The 20928-nt window shown below is 38.0% G+C and carries 17 protein-coding genes, 1 tRNA gene and 1 other RNA gene; 12 read left to right on the forward strand and 7 right to left on the reverse strand.

The features are described from left to right. Positions 1-141 precede the first annotated feature (141 nt). The 6 genes from LC115_04445 to folK all read left to right on the forward strand — a co-directional run bounded on the left by LC115_04445 (position 142) and on the right by folK (position 8780). Entirely contained in the window at positions 142-3600 is a 3459-nt protein-coding gene (locus LC115_04445) for a pyruvate carboxylase (GenBank protein ID MCZ2355930.1), read from the forward strand. A 374-nt stretch (positions 3601-3974) separates the two neighbouring features. Continuing rightward, the gene (locus tag LC115_04450; GenBank protein MCZ2355931.1) at positions 3975-4841 is read left to right on the forward strand and encodes a TraB/GumN family protein; all 867 of its coding nucleotides are present in this window, start codon (positions 3975-3977) and stop codon (positions 4839-4841) included. A gap of 280 nt (positions 4842-5121) precedes the next feature. Further along, positions 5122-6561, forward strand: a complete 1440-nt coding sequence (locus LC115_04455) for a trypsin-like peptidase domain-containing protein (protein ID MCZ2355932.1) — start codon at positions 5122-5124, stop codon at positions 6559-6561. A gap of 32 nt (positions 6562-6593) precedes the next feature. Beyond that, on the forward strand, positions 6594-7826 hold the full coding sequence (locus LC115_04460) for a tetratricopeptide repeat protein (protein MCZ2355933.1): 1233 nt from the start codon (positions 6594-6596) through the stop codon (positions 7824-7826). A 14-nt stretch (positions 7827-7840) separates the two neighbouring features. After that, on the forward strand, positions 7841-8278 hold the full coding sequence (locus tag LC115_04465) for a GTP pyrophosphokinase (GenBank protein ID MCZ2355934.1): 438 nt from the start codon (positions 7841-7843) through the stop codon (positions 8276-8278). 1 nt (position 8279) lies between these two features. Continuing rightward, on the forward strand, positions 8280-8780 hold the full coding sequence (folK, locus tag LC115_04470) for a 2-amino-4-hydroxy-6-hydroxymethyldihydropteridine diphosphokinase (protein MCZ2355935.1): 501 nt from the start codon (positions 8280-8282) through the stop codon (positions 8778-8780). A gap of 144 nt (positions 8781-8924) precedes the next feature. Here folK and LC115_04475 read toward each other — a convergent pair whose 3' ends face one another. From LC115_04475 to yidC, 5 genes are all read right to left on the reverse strand, one after another. Next, on the reverse strand, positions 8925-9818 hold the full coding sequence (locus tag LC115_04475) for a hypothetical protein (GenBank protein MCZ2355936.1): 894 nt from the start codon (positions 9816-9818) through the stop codon (positions 8925-8927). A 206-nt stretch (positions 9819-10024) separates the two neighbouring features. After that, positions 10025-10729 carry a DUF4412 domain-containing protein gene (locus LC115_04480; protein ID MCZ2355937.1) on the reverse strand — a complete coding sequence of 235 codons (705 nt, stop codon included), beginning with the start codon at positions 10727-10729 and terminating at the stop codon, positions 10025-10027. Between the two features lie 44 nt (positions 10730-10773). Next, positions 10774-10857 (reverse strand) — tRNA-Leu (locus LC115_04485). A gap of 5 nt (positions 10858-10862) precedes the next feature. Continuing rightward, positions 10863-11363 carry a Fe-S protein assembly co-chaperone HscB gene (gene hscB / locus LC115_04490; GenBank protein MCZ2355938.1) on the reverse strand — a complete coding sequence of 167 codons (501 nt, stop codon included), beginning with the start codon at positions 11361-11363 and terminating at the stop codon, positions 10863-10865. Positions 11364-11408: 45 nt separating this feature from the next. Further along, on the reverse strand, positions 11409-13268 hold the full coding sequence (gene yidC / locus LC115_04495; protein ID MCZ2355939.1) for a membrane protein insertase YidC: 1860 nt from the start codon (positions 13266-13268) through the stop codon (positions 11409-11411). 229 nt (positions 13269-13497) lie between these two features. Between yidC and ffs the strand changes: the two genes are divergently transcribed. The 4 genes from ffs (at position 13498) to LC115_04515 (ending at position 16982) form a co-directional block, all read left to right on the forward strand. After that, an RNA gene (gene ffs, locus LC115_04500) (signal recognition particle sRNA small type) lies at positions 13498-13594 on the forward strand. 108 nt (positions 13595-13702) lie between these two features. After that, entirely contained in the window at positions 13703-15073 is a 1371-nt protein-coding gene (locus LC115_04505) for a TolC family protein (GenBank protein MCZ2355940.1), read from the forward strand. Between the two features lies 1 nt (position 15074). Continuing rightward, positions 15075-16187, forward strand: coding sequence for a HesA/MoeB/ThiF family protein (locus tag LC115_04510; protein MCZ2355941.1), 1113 nt, complete (start codon positions 15075-15077; stop codon positions 16185-16187). A gap of 87 nt (positions 16188-16274) precedes the next feature. Next, the gene (locus tag LC115_04515; protein MCZ2355942.1) at positions 16275-16982 is read left to right on the forward strand and encodes a hypothetical protein; all 708 of its coding nucleotides are present in this window, start codon (positions 16275-16277) and stop codon (positions 16980-16982) included. A 2-nt stretch (positions 16983-16984) separates the two neighbouring features. Here the strand turns inward: LC115_04515 and LC115_04520 are convergent, their stop codons facing one another. Together LC115_04520 and LC115_04525 are read right to left on the reverse strand one after the other, a co-directional pair. Further along, on the reverse strand, positions 16985-17539 hold the full coding sequence (locus LC115_04520; protein ID MCZ2355943.1) for a M48 family metallopeptidase: 555 nt from the start codon (positions 17537-17539) through the stop codon (positions 16985-16987). After that, complete coding sequence (locus LC115_04525; GenBank protein ID MCZ2355944.1) at positions 17532-18467, reverse strand: OmpA family protein; 936 nt, start codon at positions 18465-18467, stop codon at positions 17532-17534. The genes LC115_04520 and LC115_04525 overlap by 8 nt, the downstream gene beginning before the upstream one ends. 177 nt (positions 18468-18644) lie before the next feature. On the opposite strand from LC115_04525, the gene LC115_04530 reads away from it, so the two are divergent. Continuing rightward, the gene (locus LC115_04530) at positions 18645-19709 is read left to right on the forward strand and encodes a glycosyltransferase family 9 protein (GenBank protein ID MCZ2355945.1); all 1065 of its coding nucleotides are present in this window, start codon (positions 18645-18647) and stop codon (positions 19707-19709) included. Between the two features lie 3 nt (positions 19710-19712). After that, complete coding sequence (locus LC115_04535) at positions 19713-20864, forward strand: NADH-quinone oxidoreductase subunit D (GenBank protein MCZ2355946.1); 1152 nt, start codon at positions 19713-19715, stop codon at positions 20862-20864. Positions 20865-20928: the final 64 nt, after the last annotated feature.

The raw sequence follows: 20928 nt of genomic DNA on the forward strand, positions 1-20928 counted from the left end.
AATTCATTTTTACCAAAGCAAAAGAAAGCTATTTTGAATAAAAATATATTGACTTTATTGCGAATCAATAGATTTTTCAAATAGGTATTTACTAAATTTTATTAAACTTCAAGAACTTAACTTTGTTACAATCTTAATCTTATGGACTTTACCACCCCACTTTTGATAAGAAAAATTTTGGTAGCCAATCGTGGTGAAATTGCTATCAGGGTGTTGCGCGCTGCGACAGAATTAGATATTCATACCATTGCAATTTATACTTACGAAGATAGATATTCGTTACACCGTTACAAAGCAGATGAGGCGTATCAAATTGGAGAAAAAGATGACCCGCTCAAACCCTATCTGAATATCGAGGAGATTATCGCTTTGGCAAAAGCCACAGGTGCAGATGCTATCCATCCGGGTTACGGGTTTTTGTCTGAAAATGTACAATTTGCAAAACGCTGTGAAGAAAGCGGGATTATATTCATAGGCCCAAATTCTGAGGTCATGGCTCGTTTAGGGGACAAAATCTCCGCAAAAAAATTAGCTGCCGGATTGCAAATTCCACTTATTGAAAGCAGTCAAGTGTCGCTAACTACCGCAGAAACAGCACTTTCAGAAGCAGAAAGAATTGGTTTTCCGGTGATTATCAAGGCATCGGCAGGCGGTGGCGGGCGTGGTATGCGCGTCATTAGAAATCCAGAACACCTTATCCCAGCCTACCATGAAGCACAACGAGAAGCCCTGAATGCTTTTGGAGACAGTACCGTCTTTATCGAAAAATATGTAGAAAACCCCAAACACATTGAAGTTCAAATATTAGGCGATAAATCCGGAAATATTGTTCATCTTTTTGAGCGGGATTGTTCCGTTCAACGACGGTTTCAAAAAGTAGTAGAAGTAGCTCCTGCTCCTAATTTGAGCCAAGCTATCAGACAGTTGATTTATGGCTATGCGCTCAAAATAGCACGCTCCGTAAATTACTATAACGCCGGAACAGTTGAATTTCTGGTGGACCAACACGAAAACGTTTACTTTATCGAAGTAAATCCCAGAATCCAAGTAGAGCATACCGTAACCGAAGTAGTAACGGGAATAGACATCGTTCGTTCCCAAATATTGATAGCGGCAGGTTTAGACTTTCAGCATCCGCAAATCTATATTCCCAATCAGTCTTCAATTAGATGTAATGGTTTTGCTATTCAATGCCGTATTACTACCGAAGATCCTGAAAATCAGTTTAAGCCGGATTTTGGGCGGATTATAGCCTATCGTAATGCAGGTGGTTTAGGCGTTCGTTTAGATGAAGGAAGTTCGTATCCGGGTGTTCAGATTTCCCCTTTCTTTGATTCCATGCTGGTTAAGGTTACAACCTCCGGCAGAACCCTAAAAGGAGCTTGCCAGCGCATGATCCGTACTTTACGTGAATTCAGAATTCGGGGGGTCAAAACAAATATTCCTTTTCTGCAAAATGTAGTAAACCATAAAAGTTTCCAAAAGGGCCAAGCCAATGTCAATTTTATAGAAACGCACCCGGAGCTATTTGAGTTCGTTAAATACTATGATCGAGGCACTAGGACGATTCAATATTTGGCAGAGATTACCGTAAACGGAAACCCTGATGTTGGCAAAATAAGTCCTCCGGTATTTCAGAATCCAATCATACCGAGCTATAACCGTTTTGAAAATCCTTCTTCCGGGACTAAACAACTATTAACCGAATTAGGGCCGGATAAGTTTGCAGCATGGTTGTGTGCTCAAAAAGAGGTCTTTTATACAGACACAACGCTTCGAGATGCTCATCAATCACTATTGGCGACCCGCGTCCGAACAATTGATATGCTGAGTGTTGCAGAAAGTTTTGCTCATCATCATCCCAATTTATTTTCAATGGAGGTATGGGGTGGAGCAACTTTTGACGTTTCAATGCGTTTTTTGCATGAAGACCCCTGGAAACGCTTGCAAGCACTGCGAAAAGCTGTCCCTAATATGCTGCTGCAAATGCTAACCAGAGGCTCTAACGCTGTTGGCTATGCTGCCTACCCGGATAACTTAATCGAAAAATTTATCGAAAAATCTTGGGAAAACGGAATAGACGTTTTCCGGATTTTTGATTCCTTAAACTGGCTGGAAGGCATGAAGGTCAGCATACAAGCCGTCCGAAAATATACCGGAGGCTTAGCAGAAGCCTGCATTTGTTATACCGGCGATATTTTTGACAAAAACAGACCAAAATATAACCTCAACTACTACTTAGACTTAGCTAAAAGGCTGCAAGACGAAGGGGCACATATTCTCGGAATCAAAGATATGGCCGGCTTGCTAAAACCCTATTCTGCTGAAACCTTGATAGGTGAGTTAAAACAGCATATCAGTATTCCGATTCATCTGCACACACATGATACTTCTTCGGTTCAATGCGCTACTTACCTAAAAGCAATAGAAGCCGGGGTTCATGTGGTAGATGTAGCTCTTGCCTCTATGAGCGGCCTAACTTCTCAACCTAACTTTAACTCCATTGTTGAAATGCTGAAAGGAACTCCCCGCGAAAATCCCGTAAATATCCAGAGTTTAAATAGATTTTCAGATTATTGGGAAAACGTTCGTGAATATTACTTTCCATTTGAATCTGGCCTAAAAGCAGGAACAGCAGAAGTGTATGTCCACGAAATTCCCGGTGGCCAATATTCTAACTTAAAGCCCCAAGCCGCTTCCTTAGGGTTATTAGAAAAATGGGAAACTATCAAAAATAACTTCAAGGTAGTCAATGAATTATTTGGAGACATCGTTAAGGTAACTCCCTCATCTAAGGTTGTGGGCGATATGGCTTTGTATATGACAGCCCAAAACTTAACTGCCGATGATATTTTCAATAAAGGAGAAACCCTCTCTTTTCCTGAATCCGTAAAGGGATTATTCCGGGGCGAAATTGGCCAACCCGAAGGAGGTTTCCCTATCACATTGCAAAAAATCATCCTCAAAGACGAAGTTCCCTTTACCGATAGACCCAATGCCCACCTAAAACCCATTAACTTTGATAGCGATTTTGAGCAGTTTCAACAGCAATTTGGAAAAGAAACCGCTTTTGAAGATTATCTTTCATATCAGTTTTACCCAAAAGTATTTCAGGAATACCATGATTTCCAGAAGCAATTTGGGGATTTGAGTTTTTTACCTACACCACAGTTTTTGTATGGCTTAAAACAGGATGAGGAGACCGTCATTGAAATAGAGCCGGGTAAAACCATCATTGTGAAGCTACTATACATAGAAACTCCTGATAAACAAGGTTTTCGCTTAGTTCATTTTATGTTAAATGGCCAAGATAGAAGCGTTCGGGTGCGGGATAAAAGCGTATTGAGTGTAGAAAAACTCAATGAAAAAGCAGATGCGAACAATCCTTATCACATTGCTTCGCCATTGCAAGGAAAATTAGCCAAAATCTTGGTTCAAGTAGGGGATAAAGTAGAGAAAAACCAAGCTATATTTATCGTAGAAGCCATGAAGATGGAAACGACCGTAGTTACACCCATTTCCGGAATAGTTGCACAGCTAAAATTATCTGCTGGCAGCCTACTAACTACCGGAGACTTAGTTGCAACACTGAAAGAATAGTAAGTTTTTAGTTACTATTAGATTCTTTGCCTGAAAGCATAATATAATTTTTATGAGAAAACTATCAAAAATACCATTGAAAATCAGATAGTTAATTTCATATAAACTTATTGTTCAGGCTATTAAGGACTACAGAAGAATCACCAAAACACAGAAATACCCCAAAAAACGAAGTCTGAAAGAACCGCTAACCAAAGTAGATAAAAAAGAGAATCAACGTATATCATTAAGTAGAGTAACAGTAGGAAATGTAATTTGTTCTATCAAAATATTTAGGATTATGGCCGGAAAATACAGCCCCAGAAGAAAACAATTTACGCTTAGATTGAACCTGATAGCAGGAATATACAATTATCAATTATGAAGGAGGTCTAATGAAAGATATACTTAGCTTACTGGTTTTTTCTTTGATTACAAACTTTATAATCGCTCAAAATACTATTCTTTGGTCTATTAATAAAGTAAACTCTGAAAAGGTAGCATATATTATAGGGACATTCCACCAAATGGGAAATTCCTTTATTGACGAAAAACCTCTAATTAAAGAACTGCTAAGTAAATGCGAACTTGCAATTTTTGAATCCGTTGAAGATAAAAACGAAAAAATAATAACTGTAATGCTTAATAGAACAGACGATTTTTCGTATAAGGAGTTTTTGTACAAGGAGGATATTGATTTCTTGGAAAACTATACTAAAAATTGGAAAGTCCCTTTAAGCAAACATAAGCCGGGAGAACTGATTGTAAAATTGCAACAAGAATATATAAAAGAAAGTTGTGGAACAATAAAGCCAACGGACACTTCATATCATATGGATGATTACCTTATGTCAATAGCTGAAAAACAAAATATCAAAGTATTGGGTTTAGAAACCTATTCCAACCAATTTGATGCAATTAATATTGTGAATGGAGAAGAATTAACGTGGAAAAAAACCAAAAACATCATTCATCAGGTAATCAATAATTTTAAGGACGACAAAAATCAAAAGAAGATTTGCGCGTCAGCCAAAGCATATATGGAAATGAAATTTAATTACCAATTCAAAGTAAAATGCGCTGATAGTGACGGAATATTATCAAAGAGAAATGAAAAATGGATACCAACAATTATAAACTCAATAGAACAAAATAATTCTGTATTTATTGCAGTTGGAATGCTTCACTTATATGGAGAATGTGGTATTATTTCGCAATTAAAAAAAAACGGATATGAAGTAACGACCCTAAAGCTAAAATAAAAGTGAGTCGAGATTATGAACAGAAAGATTTTTCTAAGGAAACTACTAAAAAACACCATTGAAAATCAGATAGTTAATTTCATATAAACTTATTATTCATGATTTCTAATACCAGATAACAAGGTGTATTGCCAAAAGATGGGCTAACGTGCTTCGTAGAAATATTAGTGATAGGTTCACCTTTCGTTCTTCGGTTGAACTTTTGTGCTAAAAATCCCAGCTTTCGGTAATACCCGGCTCAAAATACATAGTATTTTTGCAAAACTTAATTTGCTAACTTATGAAATTCGGGTCTGGTCATATTTTGGTACGGTTACTTGGAAGCCTAATATTCGGGATGGCAGGGGCAGCTCTCTATCACATCTTTTTTGTAAAAACACAAAGCCCGTATTACATAGAAGTAGGCCATGAAAATTCAATGCAATATGCTCGTTACGAGCAAAATACAGGAATTGAGTTTATTACGGCCTCTAATGTATCAACGCCTTCAGTTGTTTTTATCAAGACGTTATCTAATTCAAATACCCGAATACATGATGATTTTTGGGGATTTTGGGACTTTTTTGGGAATAGAGGTCCGGCCACAAACTCCGGCTCAGGTGTGATAGTATCCCAAGATGGCTACGTAATAACCAATAATCATGTTGTAGATAAAGCGGATAAAATTGAGGTCGTTTTAAACAGTAAACAAACATACATCGCAAAGGTTATCGGCACAGACCCTTCTACGGATTTAGCACTTCTTAAAATAGAAGCTGTTAATTTAAAGCCAATTATCATGGCTGCTAATTCAGACTTACTGCAAATTGGAGAATGGGTTTTGGCAGTAGGAAATCCTTTTAACCTAACATCTACCGTAACAGCCGGAATCGTAAGTGCAAAGGGCAGAAATATCAATGTAGTAGCTGGGCAGTTTCCTATAGAATCATTTATTCAAACAGATGCAGCCATTAATCCGGGAAATTCCGGCGGTGCTCTCGTAAACCTAAAAGGAGAATTGGTCGGTATTAATACCGCCATTGCCAGCAAAACCGGCTCTTTCAATGGATACGGCTTCGCAATACCAATCAATATTGTAAAAAAAGTGATTCGGGACTTGCGCGAGTACGGAGAAGTCCAACGGGCTTTTGCCGGATTAGAAGTAATTGATATTGATGCAGATATTGCTAAAAAGATTGGAGATAATACTTTCTTGGGAGTTTTGATCAGTGAGGTTTTTTCAGATGGCGCAGCAGCACAAGCCGGCCTAAAGGCCGGAGACGTTATCCTGAAAGTTGATAACGTAGAAACAAACTCCAAAGCAATGTTTCTTGAACGTCTTTCTTACTATCGCCCCGGCGAAAAAATAAAACTGTTCGTTAAACGAAAAGCCGGAACTACTGAATTTACTTTAACACTGACCAACAAAGAGGGTACTATCGGAGTTCTCAAAAACGAAACGATTACCTCCAATTCATTGGGTGCAGATTTTACCCCACTCTCCAAAGTTGAAAAACAAAAAATGGGCGTCGCCTATGGATATCGAATCAGCAACCTAAAAAGTGGAAAAATAGCCAGTATGGGGCTACCGGAAGGGTTCGTAATCCTATCCATAAATCAAGTAAGACCTTCTACAATTGAAGAATTGATAGGCTTGTTAGAAAGCTCCCGCGGTAGGCTGACCATCGAAGGAATGCACCCCAATGGCAGTAAGGGAACTTATTCTTTCTTCATGTATTAATTGCCGCATTAGATTTTTACAGCTAAAATATAATGATTCAGAAAATGATAGACTTTATCAAACGAACTAACTTTTTCTGGATTATGGTATTGTGGCTCTTTATCAAGTTTGATATACTGGCTCAAAACTTTTATACAGAAGATAACTTACTCAGGGATAGCACTTTTCAGCATAAAACAGCCGCTATCTTAAATCAAATATACGGGTTTCAATTTGCCAATGCCCAAAAGTTATTAGTGGATCTAAAAAGGCAGTATCCGGAACATCCTGCGGTGCCTTTTTTGTATGGCTTAATGTATTTTTGGATTATAGACACTTATCATCCGGATAAGAGCCGAGATGCACTTTTTTTGAGCTATATGGATACCGTTTTGGCACTAACGACAAAAATGAAACAGCCGCCTAAAACTGTAAACGTAGAGCGTGCTTTTTTTGAATTTTCAGCATTGGCTTTTAAAGCACGATTATATGCGCTTCGAGACCAATACATGAAAGCTATTAATCTGTGTATTAAATCATTACCGGCTTTTCAAACTGGACTCAAATATAAAAAATACAGCCCTGAGTTTTTGTTTTCCAGTGGGATGTATCTTTACTATGTAAAATGGTATGGAGAAACCAAGCCCATTACACGGCCATTTTTATCCCTCTTTCCACCTGGAAATAAAGAACTTGGTATCCAAGAAATGGAAAAATGCGTATCTGATAACAATCTGGCATCCGCAGAATCAGCCGTTTTCTTGATGTTTATCTACCTTGATGAAAAAAAATATACGGATGCGCTCAGGCACGGGGAGCATTTAAGTAATCTTTTTCCATACAACACTTTCATTGCGCTGCTATATGGAAAATCCTTATTGATGGCTGGCGAATATTCAAAAGCTGTCGCGCTTTTTTCAAAGGCTCGCATAGCCTTTGAAAAGACGGTTAATTGCTACACAACCCTTATTCCCATTTCTAAAAACCTTTGGACAAGCCAAGTCATGCAAAAAATGCTCTATTACGGTGCTATCTCCATTTATAAACAAGAAAACGACTATACCGAAGCCTTAGATTGGCTGGAAAAGTCGGCTAAAATAACCGAAATGCTTAAAAATGGTGAAAATGGCATGAACGCACTTATCGCCTTCCAAAAAGGTATTTGTTACGAACAATTACAGAAAAAGACGGAAGCAATTCAACACTATCGTTTGGCATTAGCTGCAGATAATAATGCAGAAATAAAAAAACAGGCTGAATCAGCTATACAAAGATTAGAAAAGTAAAACAAATTAAGCCCATGAATCTGAACGAGTTGTTAGAAAAAGCAATTTTATTGGCGGTTAAAAATCATGCCGGCCAAATTGACCGTTTCGGTGCTCCCTACATCTTACACCCATTGCGGGTAATGATTTCCGGAAATTGTATGGAAACTAAAATCGTGGGAGTTCTACATGATTTGTTAGAAGATACTGCCGTTACGGCAGAAATGCTATTAGAGCAAGGGTTCCCCCCCAATATCGTAACGGCAGTTGTAGCCCTGACCAAACAAAAAAATGAACATTACGAAGCCTTTGTAGAACGAACCCTACAAAACCCATTAGCCCGAAAAGTAAAACTAAATGACCTGTATGACAACCTTAACTTACTTCGGCTAAAAGAACTCAATGAAACCGACTTAGCAAGGCTAAACCGCTACCTAAAAGCTATCCAAAAAATTCAGCAATTAGAAAATTAAGATGCAAGGTTTTCTGGGAATAGGAAGCAACATCGGAGATAGACTTGATTATCTCAAAAAAGCTATTCAAGAAATACAAAATTCTGATATACAAATAATTAAATGTTCTTCTGTATATGAAACTTCGCCTTGGGGTTATACTCAGCAGCCAAATTTTTACAACTGCGTTATAGAAATCAAAACGAACAAAATAGCTGTTGGTGAATTATTAACTATTTGCCAAGCTATTGAGAATGAATTTCTAAGAAAAAGAATTTTTCATTATGGGCCACGAACGCTTGATATTGATATTTTGAGTGTGGGCATCATACAGATTCAGACACCGGAATTAATTATTCCGCATCCTAAAATTTCTGAACGGCTATTTGTCTTGAATCCTTGGGCAGAGATTGCTCCCGACTTTTTACTTCCAAATAGCACCCAAACCATTCAAGAACTCCTCCAGCAGCTACCGGAAGAAACAATGCCCATAATATCTACATTAGAATTAAAACAGCACTAACAAATAATGCTTAAAAATTGTGAGACCCAAATAGCACTGTGTTCCAAACAATGAATTGGTTTAATCTTTAAGATTTCGCTTTTTATCAGCCTTTTATTCTGTTTTTTGAATAAGCACAACAAGTTCATTTTGAGTAATTTATCACTATCTCAATCGTTTTCCATTATTAAAAATCCAATAAATATTTCCGAAAATAGAAATAGGGACACCTGAATGTTTGGTTATATCATATACTGGCGGGTCAAAAATGCTGTATAAACCCAGTGAATAATGAAAATGCGCTTTGGCATGTGTCCATGAAAGTGCTGCTAATCCAAGTCTTTTTGCTCCGCCCTCAAATCCGCCTAATGCGGTGCTGAGTACGAGGCAGTTTTTTTTGTTCAGCACATAATTGAATTCGGTAGCTCCTGCATACCATTTCAGTTTTGCCCCAAAATCAATTGGCAAGACTAAGCCTCCAACTCCATTTCTGCCGATAACGGCACCGGCGGCTATTCCCCAATAGCCTAAATGAATTACCGAAGCACTTGACCGAACGGAAAAAGTGAGTTTACGTGATAGCGGAAAACTTAAATACAGTTTGGCATAATAATCTGTTCCATAAAGCACGCCAATAGAACCTACACCTAATGCACCTCCCTGTAATAAAAGCCCCGTAGCTATTGCTATCGGAAAAACACCGGCACAAGCACCGCCCTCAATGGCAGAAGCAAAAAATCTTTTATCAATGAGTTTATATTTCAATGAGAAGTTAGGTGCTACGAAGAAGAGCGGTAAATATGTTGAAAACTCTAATTTGTTGTTAAAAGCGAAACTGCTTCTGCCTATAATATTCAATCGTATTTCGTGGCGCTGTAATGTATAAGCATTTCCAAATTCAGGGGTGCGGTGGTCTTCCCACCCGATGTGCATTATCCTGAATTTCCCATTTTTAGAAATTGTATCACCCAAAAATTCATTGGCAAAAACTTTTTTCTGGGATATAAAAAAAATACAGCTAAAAATCAATAAGCGTACCATTGTTATTTGGATATTCATATTTTATTGTTTTGATTAATGGCTTAACAAGTTTCCCCTAAAAAGAGAACGGCTTTTGATTTAGTAGTTCTTTTCAAGATACACAAATATTTTCATAGTTAGGGTATTGTTAGTCAGGAAAGCTATACAAAAACAGCCTCATAAGTCTAATTATGAGGCTGTTTTTGTATTATTTTAAAATAATTTTTAGAATCTTTTTTGCCAAATTAATCATCGCCGCCGCCGTATCCCTGCATCATTTTGGATGGGTCAAATTCTGAAACTTTATAGTTTTCGGGAACTTTAAATTCGGCATCATTTAGGTTTTCTTCTACTATTGAGAGTGCTGTCATCGTTACCGTCATTCCTTCCTTTGTGGTCATGATTTTGAGGGGAAATCCGTTTATTCCTTTACGGCCAAGTTTAGGCATCATAAAAGCGTCTTTTTTGTCATTATTAGCTAATTGTATGTCTTCGCATACCCACATCCACTCTACTTCGGGAGTTTTTGAGCCGTTATTAACCTCTACTTTATATTTTTGGCATTTTTTACCGGCTATGGTAATTACTTCGTTTAGTTTAATGGTTTTGACTGCTGAATCTGGTAGTTCTTTTTGTTTTTGGTCTGCTTTATTTAATACTTTTTGGGCACTTTTTTTCTGGTCATTAACCAAATATACGGTTCCGGTTTTATCTACCATTACGTCTCCAAACATATTTGCCATCATTCCGCCTTCCATACGCATACGCATTTCGCCGCTATTTCTGAGCTTAAATATGTATTTATTGGGCATCATTCCGGCGTACATATTAACGTTTTCGCCAGTTATTTTGACATCAAATGTAACTGTACCTTGAAATGTCTTTTGGGCAAAGGCGTAATTTGAAAGTAATAATACTAAAGCAAAAACAAATTGAATATTCTTTTTCATTTAGATGCTTAAAATAAAGATAAAAGTCTTTAAATATACTCTTGTACCCGAGATCGGAGTCGAACCGATACACCATCACTGGCGGTAGATTTTGAGTCTACTGCGTCTACCAATTTCGCCACCCGGGCAGCAATCAGGGGGCAAAGGTAGAAAGTTTTTCTTGCGTACGCAAAAAATATTTGACCTCTGCTATTTTTTTTGCCGCTAAAATATTTTCTTCCGGTGCGTTCATCGCTAAATGTTTCACTATCCCATCTATTATTTGGTTTATTTTAGCCTGAATTTGATATTTTAGTGCTTCAATTTTCTGGGTATCAGCAGTTTGCAAGGCATCTTCTATTTCCATATTTAATTCAATAGAGGCCGTTAAAACGTTTTTTTCAATGGGTAGGTTAATGTCTTGACCGCGCAGGGTTAGGATATATTTTGCTCTTGAAATAGGATTTTTTAAGGTTTGGTAAGCCGTATTAAGCAATGCGGTTGAAAGTCTTGCTTTTTCACGGGAGTCCGCTGTATTTAAGTCCGGGTGGGTTTCTCTCGAACATTTTAAATATGATTGGCGCAATTCTTCGTCAGAAATATCCATTGAAACAGCTATTCCTAAGATGGAAAAGTAATTATCTGCTGTATCCATAATTAAGTACCAAAGGTAGCGTGATGCCGCTATAAAAGCAATTGTTTACTTTTTCTTATTTGCATTAATTGCTGCTTGCTGCTTGTGTTGTTGATTCGCTATCCAAGCTGCTAACCCTGAAGGTTTTTTGTTTTTGTTGTTTTTAGCTAATTCAATTTCTGCAATTATCTTCTTTTCGTCCACAAAGAGTTTCATCAAATATGTTTGGGATATTGATAACACGTTTGCTAACAGGTAGTAATAGCTTAATCCGGCAGAGTAGTTGTTTAAAATTCCCAGAAAAATTACCGGCATGAAGTAACTCATGTATTTGAATTGAGCCATTTGTGGATTTTTGTCTGAGCCTTGTGCCTGCTGAGTTAAGTAAGTGTATATCAGTGTTGAAATAGTCATTAACAAGGTAAACAAGCTGATATGGTCTCCGTAAAATGGTATTTCAAAGCCAAAATCATAGATAGAATCATAGGTAGAAAGGTCATCTGCCCAGAGAAATGATTTTTGTCTAAGCTGAATAGATGATGGGAAAAAGCTAAACATGGCTATCAAAACCGGAAGTTGCAGCAACATCGGCAAGCACCCTCCAAAAGGATTCACACCCAAACGGTTCAATAAAGCCATTTTTTCTGTCTGTAGCTTTGTAGGGTCACTTTTATGTTTTGCCTCTAAGTTTTTCATCTCCGGTAACTCATTTACTACCTTCATCTTAATTTGAGATAAAGAGCTTTTATAGGTAAATGGAAGCGTAATCAGCTTGATTAATATTGCCAATACCAAAATAATGAGGCCATAATTTGAAGTTGCTTTCTGAAGCAAGTTAAAGCAGGGTAAGATAATCAAACGGTTAATCCAGCGCATAGGTCCGTATCCTAAATAAACCTGCCGTTCAAGCTCTAAATCATAATTTTGCAACACATAAAAGTCGTTAGGGCCTAAATATAACCGAAAACTGGTTGTATCATGTGGAGCGTGGTGGTAAGGAACTTGTAAAAAAGATTCTAAATATTTAATATTTGCGGGATTTTTAGGTATTGGATTTAGCTGTAAAGAGGCTGCTTCAAAATTTGTTTGGGAAATCAGGGTGGTGTTGAAGAACTGACTTTTGTGGGCAACCCACTTAACTGAACCGGTAATATGCTCTTTCTCAATGTCTTTTCCGGTAGCTTTTAGATGGTCAATATCGTCTGCATAATTGTAAAAAGTAGTTACTTCTGGGAGCATATTATGTCTGGATTTCTCCGTTTTAGGAATATCCATCGCAAAGTGAATATCAAAATGATTATTTGTTATCAGTTCGGCTAAGCCCACAAACCGATATTGACAAGCAACATCATAACGATTTCCGGTAAAAATATAATTGATTTCTAAATACTTACCGCTATCAACTGCTGCCCGATAGGTTAAAAAGTCTGTTTTTTCTCCCGAGATAAGTTCCGCAGGTTTGTGATAAACCTTAAAGTATAGGTTCTTTGTTTCAATAAGTCTATTTTGGTGTACAAATTGAAATGATAGATAGTTATTGGGGTCATTGGGGTAAATAGGATAGTTCTTTTTATCGGAGGTAAAGAAGTTGTTCAGAAAAGCCGATTTAATGCTGCCTCCTTTTCCCGAAAAAGTAAAGGTGTGCATATCTGTTTTTACGGTTACATCTTCCGAGATTCCGGATGCTATGGTAGCAAACTTACCGTATTCTAAGGTAAGTTTTTTATCTATGGAGGTAGTATCCGGCGTAGCAGGAGACAGCGTATCCGGGTTGGCGGGTTTTATCGGTACTTTCTGGGTAATTTTAACTGTATCTGCGTTATGACCATTTTTTTGAGAGGGGGAACTCTCCGGGCCCAAAAAAGATGCCCAAATAATCACTAACAAGCTAATGAGAACCAGACCCGTAAGGGTATTCCTATCCATATTTTAGATGTGGCCGCAAAACTAATAATTATACAGCAGCAAAATGCGATACAAAATCATCAATAAGCATAAATTTAGGATGAATCATTTTTTTCTAATAAAGTTATATGAAATTAAATCTTATTTTGGTTAGCAATTGGGTTGTATAGCGTTATGTCAGATATCTTATTTATTAAAAAAAAATTATTTTGGGGTAATGTTTTTTTAATAAAAAGTATTTATCTTTGCAGCCGCAAGGCAGTACAACCAGATCCCTGCTAACCCCGCCAGGACCGGAAGGTAGCAACGGCCGCGGGTTGATCGGTGTGATACGGCCTTGCTTTTTTTATACTTCTTACAGCCGTTTTTCATCTGAAAAACGAACCCTTTCAAAGAAGTTTTTACCCCAATCAATTTCTTTGTTGTTCCTTTGTCCCCAAATTGACTCATTTTTTATGAAATTCTGGCTTTTTGTTGTGTGCTTGCTGGGTGCTACCATGCCTCTAAATGCGCAAACTTCGCTCACTTTATCTCAGTGTTTAACACGTGGAATTGAAAATAATTTATCTTTTCAGCAAATACAGCTAATTAAAGAGCAGTCTGCCAATAATTTAGAGCAAACAAAATTAGCTTTTTTCCCGAGCTTAAATGCAAATAATAGCTGGATGACCAATTTCGGTGCCTCTTTTGACCCACAAGTATTTTCCCGCATCAATAAAACCACCCATTTTTCAAATCCCAGCCTTTTGATGAATATAACTTTGTTTAATGGTTTAATTCATCACTACGCAAATAAGCAAGCAAAGGCAAATCTAACAGCCTCCGTTCAATCAGAAGGAAAAATCCGTAATGACTTGCTGGCTAATATTGCCCTCACTTTTTTAAAAGTTGTGATTTCTGAATCCAATAAAGAAATTGCAGAAAGCAGGTACAAACTCATTAAAAATCAATTAGAAAGAACTAAGTTGTTGGTATCAAGCGGGTCTTTAGCCCAAGGAGAAGAGCTAAACGCTATCTCACAGTTAGCTACGGAAGAATCCAATCTGATTAATGTAGATTTACAGATAAAACGAGATAAGCTGACGTTAGCACAGTTATTAAACCTAAACCCATTAGAAAACTATGTGTTGATCAAACCTGCCATTATGGATATGGCGGACTCCATACCCTCAGTAGAAAAGTTAATTAGTCAAGTATTAAACTCTTGGCCTGATGTGTTGGAGCAGCAAGCCCGCGTAGAAGCTGCTCTATGGGCGCAAAAACAAACCTTAGCCGGCAGCCTCCCCTCCTTATCCCTAAATGCAAGCCTAAACAGCAACTATTCCTCTAACGGAGGAATTACCAAAGTTGACTCTATCGCTACGGTGCAGCAAGGGAGGCTCGTTACTTATCGAGAAAGAGCAAGCCTCCCCAATCAATTTGGCGATAATTTCAATCAATCTATAAACGTCAATCTTTCAATTCCGATTTTTAATCGGGGGCAGGTTCGCCAAAGCAAACAGAACGCTACTTTAAATATTCATAATGCAGAATTACAACTTGATATTGTAAAGCAGCAAGTTACCCAAGAAGTTATTCAGGCTTGGACAGAGACTAAATCTGCAATGGCTGCTTTGCAGGCGGCACAAGCGCGGGAAACTGCCGCCAATACTGCCTATGATTATGCCGAAAAACGACACCAAAGCGGAAGCATCGACTTTTTTAGATACTTAGAAGCACTCAATAACTTAACAAACGCCCAGGTAAGCCGAACCATAACCCAATATGACTGGATGCTAAAACGAAAAATGTTAGATTTGTATTTGGGAAAAGAACTTACGTTCTAAAATGTCTTTTGAACGCTATAGCCGTCATACGCTTCTGCCGGAATGGGATTTAACCGCACAGGAAAAAGTCCGGCAAGCCACCATCTTGGTCGTTGGAGCCGGAGGCTTAGGCTGCCCGGCTCTTCAATATCTCGTTGCTGCCGGCGTTGGAACTATTCATCTCTTTGATGATGACTCAGTATCAGAATCTAACCTCGCCAGACAAATTCTATACACAGCCAAAGACATCGGAAAACCCAAAGTAACCTGTGCAGCACAATACTTACAGCAGCTAAACCCGGAATCTACCGTGATTCCACATTTTGAAAAAGTTACCCCTAAGATATTGTCTGACTTTTTGCCACAGATTTCCCTTGTTATGGATGGCTGTGATAACTTCCAAACTCGCTATTGGGTAAATGATGCTTGTGCAATAATGACTAAACCTTTAGTGTATGGAGCTGTTTATCAGTATGAAGGCCAAATAGCAGTATTTAGCCGAATACTACCTAATGGACAACAAACCGGCAATTTGCGGGATATTTTTCCAGATCAACCCACCGGAAAAATAGCTACCTGCGCAGAAGCCGGCGTACTTAATGCTCTTACCGGAGTTATCGGCACAATGATGGCCGCAGAAGCCCTAAAAATAATCACCAACATTGGTGATTTAATGGAAAATACCTTGAAAATAATAAATTTAATATCTGGAACAACACAAAATATCTACTTTAAACCCAACAACGTACCTATAAATTTCCCAAAAGAGCTTGATTCTCCTACTAACAATTGCTCTGTTTTAGACAAAAATACAGTAACGAATATTTTACCCAACCAAATTCTTTATTGGAAAAAAAACAATATTTCCTTTCAGCTTGTAGATGTACGCAGTTTAGATGAACGAAACCAATTTTCATTAGGCGGGATTCACTGCCCCACCGAAAAGGTAGAAACTGTTATCACAACGCTGAACCCCGAAATTCCTACGGTCTTTTACTGCCATAGCGGCCAAAGAAGCTATTTCGTTGCCGAAACCTTTGCCGAAAAAGGGTATTTACAAACCTACAACCTCTCTGGAGGTATTCTTCGCTTCAAAAGTGAATATCCTGCTGAAAACTCCTTAGACTTAACTTAAAATACGATAACCGCTTATTTTTCAGTACAATATAACAAAGTGCTATTTCCACACCCAAAAACCCTTAAATCTACCTAACTTTGTATTATGGCCGATAGGTATCAGCATTCAATAACAAAACTATTCCGCAGACTATTTTTTTTTAGTTTACTTTTTGTTTATGTATCGGGTTTTTCTCAGCATAATTCTTTGTCCGGAAAAACAGTAGCGGTGTATATCTCTAAAAAGAACCTGCTTTTTGATGCTGCCTATTTTAAGCCATTAGCATATTATTTACAAGTAAATGACTCATTAGGTTTATCAGAAGAAGATTTAAAGTTAGGTGTTAGTGTTAAATTAGGCTATTTTTTGCAGCAAGAAATAGCGCGTTTAACGGGTGCTCACGTAATATTCTTAAACGCTGACCCTGCATTAGCGAAGCCATTTTTAGAATATTATGACGATTCTCGCCCGAACCCGCGACTAAATACATACTTACCAAAAGTAGATTATATTTTTTATGTGTCTGCTATCAACCTGAGTACGATTACAGAGAGCCAATTATGGGTTATTTCCAATAAGTTGATCAATGAAAAGAAAAAGCGTTTTATTGGGAAAGCTACTTTTATTTGGGAAAAATCTGGCGATGTTAAGGCATATAAGCGGTCAGATTTAGTTTGGTCTAATGGTGCAACTACTCCACCGGAAGGATTTCAGGATTTTTTTCAGGCACAAGAGCAATCCGGAGAGGCAGCTAAATTATTGGCTAACCTCTGCAACGCTTTCTGGACACAATTAGATATGAATAACCCCTAAACCTAACGGCGAGGTGGCGGATATAACAGCAACACCCAAGTCAGTTGTTTTAACAAGTTTTCTTCTTGTTTATAGTTCGGTAGATAGTTTTTTACCCATTCCCAAAACCGTGCAGAGTGATTCATTTCTCTTAAATGCATCAGTTCGTGAACCAGTACATAGTCAATGACGGATTTAGGCAGTAAAATCAGCCGCCAATTTAAGTTAATATTTTTTTTACTTGAGCAGCTACCCCACTTTGACCGGTGCTCTTTTATTCGAGCAGTGTTATAAGAAAGTTGGCAAAATTCGGCTATTTCTTGGAGGCGGTTTGTAAGATACCGACGAGCAATTTGTATTAAAACGTTTCTCAAAATAGCTTGATGATTAAGCGGAGGCTTAGGGATACCGACTACCAACGTTGATTGCTTAAAAGAAAAAGTAGGCACTTGAACACCTACTTGATAGTTTACCTCAGATACGTTTCCAAACAGCCATACTTGACGGGTTGCATTTTGGTGCAGTGTAGCTATTTTTGCCATTATTTCAACGCGGGAGGTAGCTGCGTTGTCAGTCATTGGGTTTTAGCTGTTGATACAAAACATCTAATTTCGGTATCAAGATTAACTCTGTCCGGCGGTTTTGGCTTCTTGCTTCGGGAGTAGATGCCGAATTTTTGGGTAGATAGGAAGCTCTACCGGTAGCTACCAGTCGTTTAGGCGAAACCTGACATTCATCCGTTAAAAAGCGAATTACCGCAGTAGCCCGAAAAACACTCAAATCCCAGTTATCTTCCACACAGTCAATATTTTTCACCATTTGGTCATCGGTGTGGCCTTCTACCGAAATAAGCCAATCTTTTTGTTTGTTGAGTACTTTCGCTATTTCACGTAAGGCTCGTTTGCCGTTTTTGTCTAAGCGGGCACTGGCAGAAGGAAATAATAATTGATTGGAGAGCGTAACATAGACGCGTCCATTTTTTACTTGGATATTTGGGGATTCGTTCGGGTTTCCCATACCTAATAATACTTCTGCGAGGCTTTTGCGTAGCTGCTCGTTGGCGGCATCGCGGGCTTTAAGGTCTTTTTCGGCAATTTTAAGGCGTTGCTCCCGCGCCAATAAATCTTTTTGCATTGCCTCCAATGAGCGAATCAGTTCCCGTACTTCACGCGAACTGCTATTTCGCAGCACCGAATATTGCTGCTGAATTAAATTCAAGGAATCTCGTAGCTGCAGGGCAAGTTCAGATTGCCCTAAAACAGAATCCCTAACCGTTTGCAACAACGCTAAAAGGCTATCCTGTGTCTTTTTTTGAGAAATTCTTTCTGCATTTAAAACCGCATTTAAAGAATCACAAACCTGCGCTTGCTTACTCACATCGAGTTGCTGCTGACGCAATTTAGCATTTGCCTCTTGGTTCTTTTGAGCCAATGATTTGTATTTCTTTGATGAAACACAACTCCCAAGCAAACAAGTTATGATAGATAGAAAAATCCAGCTTCTCATCTCTAAATTTGGGTAAAAGTACAGGTTTTTGACCAACTCAGGGGAAGATAAATTTCGACAACGAACCCAATAGTTCCCAATAGCTGTGTTGTTGATAATTTTAACTTCAATATTTTTGGCAACTATGTAGTTTATTTCAAGATTTATCTATCTATTCAATCTTTGATTTCCTGATTTATGGCCGGTTTGTCTATATTTGTCAATAGAAAAGTGCTACAAACTTCCAGCTCCCCCCCCAATCAGGTAACTACGTTTCTGGTTATTCGTTTTTCAGCCATTGGAGATATAATTCTGACAACTCCGGTTTTGGCACTCATCAAAAAACATTATCCCGAAGCGCAAGTTCATTTTTTGGTAAAACCCAAATTTGCAACCGTACTTTCTAATATACCTTACATTGACAAAGTAATTGTATTTAATACTTTCAGAAAAATTCTTTCGGAATTAAGGCAAAACCAATATAGCTATATTTTTGACTTACAAAATAGTTTACGTAGTTATCTGCTGTGCAAGCTGTTACCTTTTCCATCAATAGCGGTAGATAAGCAGAATATTCAGAAATTTAGGATGACGTTTTTTAAACGCAGGCTTCAAGTTCCGCATATTGTTATTCGTTATTGCAACGTATTGCAGCAAATAAATATCCAAGAAGCACCGGAGAAGTTACTCTTTTCATCAGAATCAACAACTGAAATTCAATATCAGGTTTCTGAACTTAAAAAACATTCTCTACCTGTTGTTGCAGCGGTATTGGGTGCTACTCATTTTACCAAACGTTGGCCGTACGAATACTGGGTAACTGCTTTAAACCAAATAGGTTGGCCGGTTATTTTATTAGGTGGTCAGGCAGAACAAAAAGCTATTTCACATTTAATAAGCCGCTTAGAAATTCCGTCTTTTAATGCTTGTGGGTTACTGACATTAGCTCAATCGGCGGCTTGTATTCAAGAAACCGATATTGTGATAAGCCACGATACCGGCCTGATGCATATCGCTGCCGCTTTTCAGAAACCCATTGTTTCTATCTGGGGAAATACCGTCCCCGAATTTGGAATGTATCCTTGGCAAACCAATTGGTTATCAGCAGAGGTAGAACTTTCTTGCAGACCTTGCCACAAAATCGGATACCCAAAATGCCCGCAGCAACATTTTCGATGTATGCTTGAAAATTACCCGGAAAAAATAGCCACCCTAACCAAACAGCTATGGAACTATCACCTACAAAACCCTTATACAAAATAACTTATGAATATTCAGCAAAATAAACAACAAACGATTAACATTCGCCCTCAACTCCCAACCTTACATGGGCTTCTGAATCTCGAAGTTACTCTTGAAAAAGAAACCATTACTTCGTTAGTTCCGCGAATAGGTTATTTACATCGTTGTTTTGAAAAATATGCAGAACAATTGACATTCCCGCAAATTATCCCTTATGTGGATAGAACAGACTACACTGTAGCTATGAATAATGAATTCGCTTATGTTATGGGGGTGGAACAAATGCTCGGGATAGCTGATAAAATCCCCAAACGTGTGGAATACATTCGAGTGTTGATTGCAGAACTAAATAGAATTGCATCACATTTATTATCAATAGGTTCTATGGGAATGGCTATGGATAAAATAGCTAAGTTTTCTTTTTGTTTTCAAGAAAGAGAAAAAATCCTGTCTTTATTTGAGCAAGCCTCCGGAGCCAGATTGCTGTATAACTACATCTGGATAGGGGGTCTATTTTATGATGTTCCTCTAAATTTTGAAAAACGATGTCTGGAATTAGCTGATTATTTTGAAACAACGCTTTTGCCAAATTTAGAAAGAATTATTCGGGAAGGTTCTTTTTTGGAAAAAACGGTTGGTATTGGAATATTAATCTTAAATGATGCTTTGCAATATGGTGTAACCGGTCCAATACTACGTGCTTGCGGGTTAGGGCGAGATTTAAGAAAAGTTGATAATTACTCCATTTATGCTGAACTCGAATTTGGGATTCCTGTAGCAACTGGGCAAAGTGGCGGGGTTTTAGGGGACACTTGGAGCCGGTGCTTTATTCGCATTGCCGAAATACAAGAATCAATACATATTGTTAAACAATGTGTTAGGCAGTTATTAGGCAGTCATAAACGTACTACGGACTTTGACCCGAGAGGTGCTTGCCCCAAAAGATGCCGCCCCACAGCACAAGAATACTATGCAAGATCCGAAAACCCACGAGGTGAACTTGCTTTCTTCTTTGTTACCCAAGGGAATACAGATATTCCCTATCGCTTAAAAGTACGGACCCCCAGTTTTTCAAACCTAAAAATACTCCCGTTATTAGCGCAGAAAAACCATATAGCAACCTTACCGATAATCTTAGCCTCGTTAGATTTGGTTGTCGGAGAAATTGACCGATAGAAAAAATACAATTTATTAAAGTATATAATCATTTAATTCAAAGTTAGTTACATACAAAAAGTGT

Source organism: Bacteroidia bacterium, assembly GCA_026932145.1.
In the GTDB taxonomy this organism is placed as follows: domain Bacteria; phylum Bacteroidota; class Bacteroidia; order J057; family JAIXKT01; genus JAIXKT01.